The sequence below is a fragment of the Pseudomonas sp. 57B-090624 genome (genome assembly GCF_003234055.1).
GTDB classification, from domain to species: domain Bacteria; phylum Pseudomonadota; class Gammaproteobacteria; order Pseudomonadales; family Pseudomonadaceae; genus Metapseudomonas; species Metapseudomonas tohonis.
On record NZ_QKRU01000028.1, the window covers coordinates 30,841 to 42,773 of the forward strand.

Sequence of the window (11,933 nt, forward strand, 5' to 3'; positions counted from 1 at the left end):
GCTCAGTCGTCCACCTCAAGGGCTCCGGTTCCCATGAGCAGCTCCTCGACCCGCAGCGCCACCGCCGTGGTCTCGATGATTTCGTCGAAAGAGATCGGAGCCGCGCCCCCGCTGGCCAGTGCTTCGGCCAGCATCTTCATCTGCGTGGCCTGCCCCTTGTCAGCCTCGGTAGCTGACCAGAGCACCTCCCCGGTGCTGGCCTTGATCAGCTGCTTGAAGTCGTCGACGACATAGGCTTCGCCGTCGCAGAACACTTCGATGCGCTCTTTCGGCAGCCCCTGCTTGGGGCCGAGGGCGGTGTAGAACAGGTTGCCGATACTGCCGTCGGCATAACCGACCGTAGCGGAAAAATTGTCGGTAACGAGGTAAGGCCGTGCGCCCGGATTGATGCCCGTGGCGGAAACGGATATGACGGCCGCCCCAGCCAGGCAACGGAACACGTCGTACATGTGGCAGGCTTCGCCGATGTTGCGTCCGCCGCCCTGCTCGGTCTGGATCCAGTGGTCCAGCGGGATGTAGCCACCGTTGAGCCGGTAGTTGATCGCCAGCGGCGCTGTGCGGTTGGAGAGGACCTCGCGCAGCGCCTGGATGGCTGGGGAGAAGCGACGGTTGAAGCCCACCATCAGCAACGGTGGGTTCGCCAGGGAATCGTGGCACTCCACCAATGCATCGAGCTGTTCCCAGGTGATAGCGAGCGGTTTTTCGACGAATACGTGCTTGCCGGCCTTGAGCCCGGCCATCGCCTGGAAAGCGTGCTCGCAATGGCGGGTCGCTATGACCAGCATGTGCACATCAGGGTCATCGATGGCGGAGTCCAGGTTGGAGGCGAATACGCCAAGCCGCCGCTCACGCACGAAATTGCCGCCACGTACGGCGTCGCGACTGACGACTCCCCGCAGGAAAATCCCGTCCTGACGATCGAGCATGGGCACCAGCATGGACTGGCCATAAGCCCCCGCCCCCACCAGCAGGTAGTTGATCTTGTCCGCCTGTGGGGTGCGCGCACCACGCAGGTGGATGCGCTCTGCCTCGGACGGTTCGACCACGGAGCGGCCAGATGTGTAGTCGAGCAGCACGCCAATAGGCGCCTCCGGGCTGCTGGCCAACATCTTGTATAGCGTTGGCGCCTCGTCCACAGGGGCCACGATGTCCACCAGGGACTCCACGTCCAGGCGCCCGGCTGCGATCAGCTCCATGTAGCTCTGCATATTGCGGTTGAGCGTCCAGCGCACGTAGGCGAATGGATAGTCGCGGCCCTTCTCCTCGTAGTTCGTGTCGTATCGGCCGGGACCGTAGGAGGTGCTCATGAGCAGGTCGATTTCCTTGCGATAGAAATGCGCACGCTGCACGTTCAGGCCTATATCGCCAACGATCACCACGACGCCACGGCGCCGCGTCACTTCCATGGCCGTATTGATCACCGCATCGGACTTGGTCGCGGCCGTGATCAGGGTACGATCACAGCCCTGTCCTTCGCTGATGTCACGCACCAGACGGAGGAATTCCGCAGGATTGGCACTGCCATACTCCATGCCCAGCTTCCGTGCACGCTCCACGCGCCTGGCGTCGAGATCGAATCCGATCACCTGGCAGCCTGCCGCTCGCAGCAGTTGCACGGTCAGCAGGCCCAGCAGCCCCAGACCGATGACGGCGATCCGCTCTCCCAGATCGGGCTGGGCACGACGCACGCCTTGCATGGCGATGGTACCGATGGTGGTGGACGCGGCCCAACGCAAGTCACAGCCATCCGGGACGCGACACACCAGATTGCGCGGCACCAGCACATAATCGGCATGGTTGGCGCGGCCGGCACCGCCGCAGGCCACTCGGTCACCGACCTTCAGCCCCTGCACCCCGGCGCCCAGGGCAATGACGACACCGGCGGCCGAATAACCGAGGTTCCACCCCGTCTCGTCCATCTCGTTATGGGGATCGCCGTCGGGATTGGGAGCTACCAGCACCACGCCGAGGCGCTCGAAATCGGCGCGTGTCACGCCGCCCTGGGCATTGGAGATGACCAGCTTGGCCGCGCCCTCCCCTTGCGGGTCGAAGATCAACCGGTCGTCCAGCGCGCCTGGCGTCAAGGTACGGTTCCCCAGCCATTTGCTGCCCGCGTCATCGAGGATGCCGATGGCCAACCTGCCACTGTCGATGGTGCCGCGTATTTCGACCGCCACCTGGTAGCCCACGGGAACCTGGAAACTGGCGGTATGGGCCTGGTATTGCCAGTCCGAGTCGTCGCTCAGCAGTGTCAGGCGCCCCCCGTGATAGCTGAACTCCGTGGCCGCATCGCGCTCCCAGGAAATGGAGTCCAGATTGTGGTCGGGCTGCCGCGGTTGCGGGCGATCGGGAATGAGGCGAGCGATTCGGCTCTTGGCGATGCCTTTGAGTCGCGAAGCCGCCAGCCGCGGGTCAGCGATGGCCTTGGCCAGATAACGCCCGGCACGACTGGTGATCTCCCTGGCCTGGTCCAGCCCGGTGGGAGCCTCGCCTGAGGAGACGGGGCGCAAACCGGCAACCTCGGTCCCCACGCTGATCATCGAATAGTGGACCTTAACCAGTACGGCGCCGGGCTCTACGCCAGGTGCGGGCATGCGTGCGACACGTACGCGATCGTTGGCCAACAGGACTTGCCTCATCAACACGCTCTCTCGTCATGAGCCGATGCATCGGGACGGCCAGCGGCATCGCCTTGGCCATCCCGATGTCAGGACTGCAGTTGCTTCTCTATCGCCAGGGCCAGGCGGGTCGTCGCCAACTGGCTCCTGATGTTCCTTTCATCTATCACGCCCGAACCGATGGCATCTGCCAGTGCCACGAGTTCCTCGTACTGGCCCTTCTGGGGCACAGGCGACGTCCAGGATCTGGCGCTGTCGCCCGACACCGATATCGTCCGGTAGTCATCAATGCTCAGCACCTTGCCGTCGGTGTAGATGTCCATTCGCTCCTTGGGATGGCTGGCAGCTCCCAGAGAGGTGTACAGCAAGGACGCCACCGAACCATCGCTGTAGCGGATGGTTGCGGTGAAATTCTCGTTGGCGCGAATGCCACCTGCGCTGACGCCGATGGCGGTCGCTTCCACCGATACCGGTTCGGCGTCGGTGAGGAAGGCGAATAGATCATAGATATGGCAGGCCTCGCCGATATTGCGGCCTCCGCCCTCCGGCCCGTGCACCCAATGATCCGGAGACAGGTAGCCTGCATTCATGCGGTAGGAAATCATCATCGGCGCGCTGCGCTGGCCCAGCATCGCCTTGAGCTGGACGATGCCTGGCGAGTGGCGCCGGTTGAAGCCGGTCATCAACAAGGGCCTGGGGCAGGCATCGGCATTGGCATAGAACGCTTCGATGGCCGCCACTTCATCCTCGAGCAGGGCCAGCGGCTTTTCGATCAGGACGTGCTTGCCGGCTTCCAGAGCCTCCCTGGCCATCGCTCCATGCAGGTGATGACGCGTGGCGATAAGCACCAGGTCGACATCGGGATCGGCCAGCGCCTCCTGGTAGTCGATACCAGCGAAACTCGCTCCGAATTGAGTGGCCACAGCCTTCGCTGTACTACCCGTGCGGCTGACGACCCAGCGGACTTCATAGCGCTCACGCAGCCTGACCAGGTTGGGCAGATGCATCCCCTGGGCGAAACCACCCGCTCCGATGACGGCGACCCGAATTCTGCCGTCGGCCCGCGCGGGCTGGCGCAGCATCAAGCTGTGTACCCGCTTGGGAGGGGCGTCCACGGGATAGCGCAACAGAGCGAGCAACGGACGCGCCTGGCCCTTGGCCAGGCGCGCGTACAGGGCTTCCGCCTCAGCGAGATCGACTATCTCGGGCGAAAGCGCCTGCAGGTCTACCTTGCCTTGCTCCAGCAGATCCAGATAAGCCGCCATATTGCGATTCTCGGTCCAGCGCACGTAGGCAAGCGGATAGTCCTGCCCCTCCTCCTCGTAGTTCGGGTCGTAACGCCCCGGGCCGTAGGAAGTGGAGATAAGGAAGTCCAGCTCCTTGCGATAGAAGTCTTCACGCTTGAGGTCCAGTCCCACATCACCCACCAGGACCACGCGCCCCTTCTTGCGGCAGGCACGCATGGCCAGGCTTATGAGGTCGCTACTGGCGGATGCCGCAGTCACGACCACGGCGTCCGCGCCCAATCCGTCGGTCATCCAGGCCACCCGGGAAACCTGATCGTCCTGGGTCGGATCGATTCCAAGGTGCATGCCGCAGCGTCGCGCAACTTCAAGCCGTCGCGGGTCCGGATCGACACCGATGACTCGGCAACCATTGGCCTTGAACAGCTGCACAGCAAGCTGCCCGAGAACACCGAGACCAACGACCATGATGGTTTCACCCAGCGTCGGAGCCGTCCTGCGTACCCCTTGCAGGGCAATGGCGCCCAGGGTCACCGTAGCGGCATGCTGAGAAGGGAGTTCCGCTGGAACCGCCACCACCAGATTGACGGGAACGTTGATGAACTCTGCGTGGTTGGCGATACCTGCGCCGGCGCAAGCGACCCGATCACCAACCTTGAATCCTTCGACCCGATCACCCACCGCGACTACCGTGCCTGCGGCCGAGTAACCGGTAGGCTGGCCAGCCGCCAAGGTGCCACGAACCCGCTCGACGGTTCGGGCAAGGCCTTGCTCGCGCACCATGTCGAGCGCCCGGCGGATTTTTTCAGGGTGCTTCAGGGCCCGCTTGTAAAGCGGTTCCGCCGCTGACGCGACGCTCGCGGCCTCGGTGCCGACGCTCACGCAGGAATACTGCACGTGCACGAGAACGTGCTTGCTTCCCACCAGGGGGGCGGGGACATCTTCCAATCGCGCGGCACCCTGCTTCAACAGCAGTTGCTTCAACGCCACGCTCCCCGGGTATCGATCACGACCTTGTCTTCCAGCAACGAACGGTCGATGGTCAGGAACATCTTGTGGTTGACCAGCAGCAGGACGATGTCGGCATCGGCGATGGCCTCTTCGGCCTGCATGAACTCAACGTTGCGATACTTGGCCAGGGCCGGCGGCAATGTGTCGACGTGAGGTTCCACCGCATAGATGAGGCCATCTATCTCATGAGCCAGATGGGCCGCGATCTCCAGTGACGGGCTTTCACGGAGGTCGTCGATGTCCGGCTTGAAGGAGAGCCCCAGGCACGCGACCTTGGGATTGCGCAACCCCTTGACGGCGTCCTTGACCCGCTCGATCACCCAACGCGGCTTGCCATCGTTGACCAGGCGCGCGGTGTGGATCAAACGCGCCAGATCAGGGGTTTGCTCGACGATGAACCAGGGGTCGACCGCTATGCAGTGGCCACCGACCCCCGGCCCAGGCTGCAGGATATTGACGCGGGGGTGACAATTGGCGAGTTCTATCAGCTCCCACACATCGATGCCTTGCCGGTCGCAGATCAGCGAGAGCTCATTGGCGAAAGCGATGTTGACGTCACGGAAGGCGTTCTCGGTCAGTTTGACCATCTCGGCGGTACGAGCGCTGGTGGTCAGGCACTGGCCTTCGACGAATACCTGATAGAAGGCCGCGGCACACTCAGCACACCTGGGGGTCAGGCCACCGATGATGCGATCATTGCTCACCAGCTCGTGGATGATCCGCCCCGGGAGCACACGCTCGGGACAATATGCCAGGCGGATATCGGAGTCCTCGCCAGCCTGGCTCGGGAAACTGAGGTCGGGACGAGCCGCATGCAGCCACTGCTCCAACTTCTCGGTGGTGCCCACCGGCGAGGTGGACTCGAGTATCACCAGGTCGCCCTTCTTGAGCACGGGGGCAATGTTGGCAGCCGCTGCCCTGATGCAACTGAGGTCAGCCTGATGGTCATCCTTGAACGGCGTAGGTACCGCGACCATGAAGACATCCGCCGCTTCAGGCTGCAGCGAGGCACGAAATCGCCCGGAGGCTATAGCGCCGGACAGCAGCACATCGAGCTCTGCCTCGACGATGTGGATCCTGCCCGAGTTGAGCGTCGCTACAACGGATGGATTGACATCGACGCCCAGGACTTCGCAGCCGCGGCTGGCGATCAAGGCGGCAGTCGGCAGACCGATGTAGCCCAGCCCGATCATCGAAACACGCTTGAATTGGATCATCCGAGTATTCTCTGCACGATTCTCTGCGCGGCCATGCCATCCCCATAGGGATTGCCGGCCCTGGCCATCATTTCGTACTCAACCTGGCTGGTGAGTAGCCGTATCGTCTCCGAGACGATCTTTCCGCAGTCCGTACCGACCAATCGCACGGCCCCGACCTGCATTCCTTCCGGGCGTTCGGTTGTGTCGCGCATCAGCAGCACGGGCTTGCCCAGCGACGGTGCCTCCTCCTGGATGCCGCCTGAATCGGTGAGGATCAGGTGGCAACGCTTCATGAGGTAGACAAATGGCAGGTAGTCGAGCGGCTCGACCAGGTGCACCTGCGGGCAGTCACCAAGAATGCGGCGGACAGGCTCCTGGACGTTCGGATTGAGATGCACGGGATAAACGATCTCCACATCCTCACGAGCAGCCAGTTCACGCAGGGCGAGACAGATGTTCTCGAAGCCCTGGCCGAAGCTCTCTCGCCGATGGCCGGTTACCAGAATCATCCGGCGATGGGGATCGAGAAAGTCGAACTCCTGCTCGAAGCGCTGTGTCAGTGCATTGTCGCTTTCGATGCGCTGGACGACGGCGAGCAAGGCGTCGACCACTGTGTTCCCAGTCACGCAGACGGCCGAGTCGGCAATGCCTTCCCGTAGCAGATTGGTCCTAGCTGCTTCTGTGGGAGCAAAGTGATGGGCAGCGATCGCACCGGTCAGGCGCCGGTTGATTTCTTCGGGCCATGGGGAATAGATGTTCCCCGTACGCAAACCCGCCTCAACGTGCCCTACAGGGATGCGCCGGTAGTAAGCGGCAAGGCTGGCAGCGAAAGTGGTCGAGGTATCACCGTGCACCAAAACAAGGTCAGGCTTCTCGCTTTCCAGAATGCTTTCCATGCCTTGCATGACACGGGTTGTGATGTCGGTCAGGCTCTGCCCGGGGCGCATGATGTCGAGATCGTGGTCGGGAACGATGTCGAAGACTTCCAGCACCTGGTCCAACATCTGGCGTTGCTGAGCTGAAACGCACACGCGACTGTCGATCAGGGATTCCGACTCCAGACGCTTGACCACCGGAGCCATCTTGATGGCTTCGGGGCGTGTACCAAAAACGCTAAGTACCTTCATTCCCCCAGAATCCTTCTGAAGTCCCAAAGCAGTGAATTTCCCCGCCTAGATAAGTAGTTCCCCGTCCTTAGGCGCCTTGAAAAAGTCCTACCGGCTGAAGGGACAATATTGCGTGCCTATTTCTAGTCGCTTATCAGTGACTTAACAAGTTTGCGTCAACTTTTTTACAGGCTGATGACCCAATTGCCAGTAGCCGACTTCCGCTCCCGAGTTTAGGCACGGCTTTGAACATGACTATCAGATCAGGTGATATGGCACTTACAACGAGTAAAGCCTCAGACGACTACAACGGGCTGACGAGTGGATCGGACAAGCACCCAATCCGAGCCAATGTCCAAGTGCACGCCGCTGCATACAGAGTGGAAGATTGGTGGCCCTTAGCCACTGGGCAAACATGATCAATGTTATAGGCTTGAAGCAACCCCCCAAATTTCTCCTTGGCTGATTCGAGCGTTCATAGCTGACATTTCCATATTCTCGTTACGTTATTAGAATGATGCGAACTCGTCAGGAACGTCCCATGAACCAGCAGGAACCACCTTCTCCTCGCAAGCGCGGCCGACCAGCGAGCGGTAACGCGATGAGCAATGCCGAACGTCAGCGGGCGTATCGGCAGCGCCAGGCGGAAATCCGCCGCGCTTTGGACGAGGCTATCGATGGCGCTGCCCAGCAGGCCCTCGAAAGCACCGGCGCACTGCGATCACAGCGCGACCAGGCCCTCGAGGCGCAGGCCCGGGCCGAGCACAAGGCGCGGGAGTGGGAGGCCAAGGCCAAGTCGTTGCTCAAGCAGTTGCGCGAACTGGAACAGCGCAGGGATACCCCGCCCGCCTGGTACCAGGACCCGGGCATCGAATCCGTCTACGTGCTGGAGTCGCGCCTGCGCGAGGAGAAGCACTGGAAGCGCGTCGCCTCGATGGGGGCATTCACCCGCAAGGAAGTGGCGGATGAATGGCTGAAGTCCATGCTGGCCCACTCCAGCATGATCGAGTACCGGGTGAACCGGATCAGGTTCAAGACCGAGTGAGTCGCACCGCCCGCTTGAGCCGCCAGCAGTAGACCAGGCAGCCGGTGAGGCAGCCCAGCGAAAGGAGGCAAAGCAACAGCGTGCCGCGCTCCTGGGCGGTTACCAGCCAGTGGAGCTGGTACGGCAGGTAGGCCAGCAGCAGCCACAAAGCCGATTGGCGGGAGAAGAACAGCAACACCCCGGCAAGCATCAGCGCCAACGCGAAGAGGAAACTCGCAGCACCGGCGAGTACGGAGACTTCCCCGGCCCTCATGGCCTCCCAGATTGCCCCGCGGTTCCACAGCAGCGCCAGGAACTGGGCCGAGCAGAACGCCAGGATCGCCACGCGCAGCACGGTGGAGGTGATGCTCGGTCTGGTGCTGGTCTTCTCCGTCAGTGAGTCGCTCGTCGGGGGTTGAAACGGGTTATCCATGCCATGTGCTCCGTTGTGGGAGCGGGAAATCTAGCGTTCTTCGGCGACCCTCACCACCGCAAAATGCGGGCGTTCAGGTGCCGCTTCGATAAACCGAACCGGAACGCCGCCTCGCAGTCGAAAACCGGGTAGTCCCCATTTTCGTGCCAACCGTGACCGAGGCATCGGGTGCGGTGCGGCCGTACAAAGGAGACCCACCGATGGTCACTCACTACAAGGTCGCCGGGCACCTGGCCTGCGGTCGTCACGGCAACAACCTGGTTTCCACCACTGAACTGGCACGCGTCAAGTGCCGCACCTGCCGCAACACCGAAGTCTTCAAGGAAGCCCGCCGCACTGCGCGCAACGCCGCACGACGCGCCGCCCGCAAGGCCAAGGCCGAGAACGTCGCCATCGATTGGCGCAGCAGCTGGGAGCAGCACCTCACCGCCCTGCCCGGCCGCCAGCGCCTGCCGCGTGGTTTTGGCGAACAGGGCTTCGTCTGACCCGCACGCGGGGTTGCCGTCCTGGCGGCCCCGCCCTGGCTCCGCTCTTCCCTACAGGCTTTTGCCGCAACGCCGATGGCGTCCCTGTTCCCCCTGGCCGACAATCCCCGCCGGCCCTGAGCCCATGCTTTCCTGGAAATGGAATCCGCGATGCAGAACGCTCATATCGGCCTGGTCATCATCGGTCTCATCATCGCTTTTGGCCTGGCGCTGTTCTATTTCGACCACCTGCGCGAGCCCCGCAAGCCGTCACCTGCGGAGGATGAAGCCACCTGAAACGCCAACGGCCCGGTTTATCCGGGCCGTTGCGTTATGGGGATGATGGGTTTCGCTTCGCTCTACGCCATCCTACGAAATACGAAAGCCGCAGGCGTGCAGCACCGATCAACTGACCAGCACCACCCCGCCCGGCAACTCGGTGACCGTGGCGCCGTAGGCGTCGCGGATCAGGGAGGCGACCTCGGCCAACTGGTCGAGGCGGAAGCGGGCCTGGACCTTGCGCCGGCCGAGTTCGTCGTTGACCAGCAGGATCATCCCCGGGCGGTAGCGGTTGATCTCGTCGATCACCGTGGCCAGGGGCGCGTCGTCGAACACCAGCAGTTGTTGGCGCCAGGCCATGACCATCGCCGGGTCGAAGGCGATCGGTTCGCTGCGGCCGCCTTCGTCATAGGTCAGCTGGCGGCCGGGCGGCAGCAGCAGGCTGCGCCCGCGCACCTCCACGGCGAGGCTGCCTTCCAGGCAGGTGACGCAGATGGCATCGCCCACTGCACGCACGTTGAAGCGTGCACCGGCGGCATCCAGGGTGCCGGCTCCGGCCACCACGCGGATCGGCACCCTGGCCAGCACCTCCACCTCGCCTTCGAGCAGCTCGATGCCCGCCACACCGCCGCCCAGCGGGCGCCGGTTGATGCGGGTACGGGTGTTGAGCTCCAGGGTCAGCCCCTCGGCGAAATCCACGCGGCGCTGCTCACCCACCTCGGTGCTGTAGTCGGCGCCCAGGCCGGACAGCGCCCCCGGCAACGTGGGCCGTACCAGCACCACGGCAAGGGAGGCCGCGATGGCGCCACCGAGAAACGCGCGCCGGCCGAAGCGCCGGGACGGCAGGCTGGCCGCCGGGGCAGCCGGTTGCTGCAGCGCCACGGCGGCGGGCGCCAGGGCCTGCCACAGCTGCCGGGCACGGGTGAAGGCCGCGGAGTGCTGCTCGCTTTGCGCGCACCACAGGCGGAAGGCTTCGGCGTCACGGGTGGTGGCATGGCCGGAGGTGAGGCGGAGCAACCAGGCCCGGGCTTCGTCCTCCAGCCGGGTCTGCCCGGCGGTGCCGGAATCGGGTCCTGTCATGGCGTCGTCGTTCAAGCGCAGCTGTTCTCGGGAGTGATCGGCGGGGCGCTCGTGCCGCCCCTCGACCCTATGACTGTTTTCCGGCGCCGGGACCGAACCGTTGCACCACTTTTCTTTCCAGGCGGGCGGCGCAATGGCCCAGCGCGGCCTTCAGCTCCTTCTCCACCATGCGCGTGGAGATGCCGAAGCGCCGGGAAATCTCCAGGTGCGGCACCTCTTCCATGCGCGCAGCGATGAGGATCTGCCGGCGCCGGGGCGTCAGCTCCGCCAGCGCGGTGACCAGCGCGCGGATCTCGATCTGCCCGCCGACGATCACCGCCGGGTCGAGGTGCTCTTCGCCCAGGTGCAAGAGCTCCTCGACCTCCTCGCCGGTGAGCAGGCGCGCGTCCTGGGCACGGCGGTCGGCGGCGACGTTGAGGGCCATGCGATAGAGGTAGGCGCCGGGCTTCTGCACATCCTCCGGCTCGTCCATGCGATCCAGGCGCAGGTAGGTTTCGTGGAGCACATCGTTGGCCAGGTCATCGGACCCCAGGCGCCGCCTCAGGCGTGTCCGGAACTCCTCGTAGGAGGCCAGAAACAGCCTGAGCATGGTGCCACGCTCCTTGTCATTCATGCCCCCGCAGCTCCTTCCCACTTGTTGCATTCCATGCTGGCGGCCGCCTCCGGCACCACCAGCACGGTGACCGGCTGGGGCAGGGAGGACGGTGGCGCCCTGTCGATCGTCAGGCCCCGCAGGCTTTCCACCAGCGCCGCATCGCGCTGCAGATCACCGGTCGGCCCCAGCAGGCGGCTGTGTTCCACCATGCCAACCGGGCCGATCCACAGCTGCAGCGCGGCGCGATAAGCGCCGGGCCGGGTCAGTGGGGAACGGCACAAGGCCTTGCCCAATGCACCTTGCAGGGCCGCCGCGAAGCTGCCCTGTTCCCAGCGCGTCGTGGCGCCGTGGTTGCGCCCCGCAGGCGCGTTCGAAACCCTTGCCGGCAGCACGGTGAACGCACGGCCCTCGCTGTGCTGGGCCATGAGCCCGGTGCCCGTCAGCAGCCTCGCCAGCGCCTCGCGTGGGGCCAGCCGGCCGATGACCGAAGCCGAGCGCCGCCCGCGAGTGAGTTCGCGGTCCACCAGGATGGCCATGCCGCTGGTTTCGCTGAAGCGCTCCAGTGCCTTGGAAAGGTCCTGCGCCGGCAACTGGAACTCCAGCGGACCCTCTTCGGCCCGCCCCTCGCCCGCTTGCGCCGTGCATGGCCAAGCGGCCAGGCAGCAGGCTGCGATGAGGAGAACGATCAGCACCGCTGGCGCGAGGCAGTCCCTCGCCACGGCTTCCATTGACATAGGCGGATTCCGACCCGTACTGCGTGTCGATGTATCGCTGGCTTGACTCAGGAAGGCCATCCTGAGGTCTGATCATGTCGATTGTGTGACGGGCGTTGCAAAAAAGACTTCGCAGCGATGACGGTGCTTTTACCGTAGATTTCCCG

Annotated in this window: 11 protein-coding genes; 3 read left to right on the forward strand and 8 right to left on the reverse strand. The window is 63.9% G+C overall.

The features are described from left to right. Positions 1 to 2: 2 nt before the first annotated feature. From DMX10_RS14930 to wecB, 4 genes are all read right to left on the reverse strand, one after another. Positions 3 to 2,639, reverse strand: coding sequence for a bi-domain-containing oxidoreductase (locus DMX10_RS14930; RefSeq protein ID WP_256604820.1), 2,637 nt, complete (start codon positions 2,637 to 2,639; stop codon positions 3 to 5). A gap of 68 nt (positions 2,640 to 2,707) precedes the next feature. Beyond that, positions 2,708 to 4,846, reverse strand: a complete 2,139-nt coding sequence (locus DMX10_RS14935; protein ID WP_256604821.1) for a bi-domain-containing oxidoreductase — start codon at positions 4,844 to 4,846, stop codon at positions 2,708 to 2,710. Further along, the gene (gene wecC / locus DMX10_RS14940) at positions 4,843 to 6,090 is read right to left on the reverse strand and encodes a UDP-N-acetyl-D-mannosamine dehydrogenase (protein ID WP_111261816.1); all 1,248 of its coding nucleotides are present in this window, start codon (positions 6,088 to 6,090) and stop codon (positions 4,843 to 4,845) included. The genes DMX10_RS14935 and wecC overlap by 4 nt, the downstream gene beginning before the upstream one ends. Then, complete coding sequence (gene wecB / locus DMX10_RS14945; protein WP_111261817.1) at positions 6,087 to 7,199, reverse strand: non-hydrolyzing UDP-N-acetylglucosamine 2-epimerase; 1,113 nt, start codon at positions 7,197 to 7,199, stop codon at positions 6,087 to 6,089. The genes wecC and wecB overlap by 4 nt, the downstream gene beginning before the upstream one ends. 580 nt (positions 7,200 to 7,779) lie before the next feature. Here wecB and DMX10_RS14950 point away from each other — a divergent pair. After that, a complete protein-coding gene (locus DMX10_RS14950) occupies positions 7,780 to 8,223 on the forward strand; it encodes a hypothetical protein (RefSeq protein WP_111261818.1) in 444 nt (147 codons plus the stop codon). Here DMX10_RS14950 and DMX10_RS14955 read toward each other — a convergent pair. After that, the gene (locus DMX10_RS14955) at positions 8,210 to 8,635 is read right to left on the reverse strand and encodes a hypothetical protein (RefSeq protein WP_111261819.1); all 426 of its coding nucleotides are present in this window, start codon (positions 8,633 to 8,635) and stop codon (positions 8,210 to 8,212) included. The two genes, DMX10_RS14950 and DMX10_RS14955, sit on opposite strands and share 14 nt — an antisense overlap. A 200-nt stretch (positions 8,636 to 8,835) precedes the next feature. Between DMX10_RS14955 and DMX10_RS14960 the strand changes: the two genes are divergently transcribed. After that, on the forward strand, positions 8,836 to 9,120 hold the full coding sequence (locus DMX10_RS14960; RefSeq protein ID WP_111261820.1) for a hypothetical protein: 285 nt from the start codon (positions 8,836 to 8,838) through the stop codon (positions 9,118 to 9,120). A gap of 150 nt (positions 9,121 to 9,270) precedes the next feature. Continuing rightward, positions 9,271 to 9,396: a hypothetical protein gene (locus tag DMX10_RS33185; protein ID WP_256604822.1), complete on the forward strand. Its 126-nt coding sequence runs from the start codon at positions 9,271 to 9,273 to the stop codon at positions 9,394 to 9,396. Between the two features lie 108 nt (positions 9,397 to 9,504). Here DMX10_RS33185 and DMX10_RS14965 read toward each other — a convergent pair whose 3' ends face one another. The 3 genes from DMX10_RS14965 to DMX10_RS14975 form a co-directional block, all read right to left on the reverse strand. Then, positions 9,505 to 10,458 carry a FecR family protein gene (locus tag DMX10_RS14965; protein WP_111261857.1) on the reverse strand — a complete coding sequence of 318 codons (954 nt, stop codon included), beginning with the start codon at positions 10,456 to 10,458 and terminating at the stop codon, positions 9,505 to 9,507. Between the two features lie 67 nt (positions 10,459 to 10,525). Further along, positions 10,526 to 11,071, reverse strand: coding sequence for an RNA polymerase sigma factor (locus DMX10_RS14970; RefSeq protein ID WP_111261821.1), 546 nt, complete (start codon positions 11,069 to 11,071; stop codon positions 10,526 to 10,528). Further along, on the reverse strand, positions 11,068 to 11,787 hold the full coding sequence (locus DMX10_RS14975; RefSeq protein WP_236204856.1) for an STN domain-containing protein: 720 nt from the start codon (positions 11,785 to 11,787) through the stop codon (positions 11,068 to 11,070). Before DMX10_RS14975 ends, DMX10_RS14970 begins: the two co-directional genes overlap by 4 nt. Positions 11,788 to 11,933: the final 146 nt, after the last annotated feature.

Coding starts and splice junctions, on each gene's coding strand:
- DMX10_RS14930 (WP_256604820.1), bottom strand. CDS start 2,639: ATGAGGCAAGTCCTGTTGGCCAACGATCGCGTACGTGTCGCACGCATG.
- DMX10_RS14965 (WP_111261857.1), bottom strand. CDS start 10,458: ATGACAGGACCCGATTCCGGCACCGCCGGGCAGACCCGGCTGGAGGAC.
- DMX10_RS14960 (WP_111261820.1), top strand. CDS start 8,836: ATGGTCACTCACTACAAGGTCGCCGGGCACCTGGCCTGCGGTCGTCAC.
- DMX10_RS33185 (WP_256604822.1), top strand. CDS start 9,271: ATGCAGAACGCTCATATCGGCCTGGTCATCATCGGTCTCATCATCGCT.
- wecC (WP_111261816.1), bottom strand. CDS start 6,090: ATGATCCAATTCAAGCGTGTTTCGATGATCGGGCTGGGCTACATCGGT.
- DMX10_RS14950 (WP_111261818.1), top strand. CDS start 7,780: ATGAGCAATGCCGAACGTCAGCGGGCGTATCGGCAGCGCCAGGCGGAA.
- DMX10_RS14975 (WP_236204856.1), bottom strand. CDS start 11,787: ATGTCAATGGAAGCCGTGGCGAGGGACTGCCTCGCGCCAGCGGTGCTG.
- DMX10_RS14970 (WP_111261821.1), bottom strand. CDS start 11,071: ATGAATGACAAGGAGCGTGGCACCATGCTCAGGCTGTTTCTGGCCTCC.
- DMX10_RS14955 (WP_111261819.1), bottom strand. CDS start 8,635: ATGGATAACCCGTTTCAACCCCCGACGAGCGACTCACTGACGGAGAAG.
- wecB (WP_111261817.1), bottom strand. CDS start 7,199: ATGAAGGTACTTAGCGTTTTTGGTACACGCCCCGAAGCCATCAAGATG.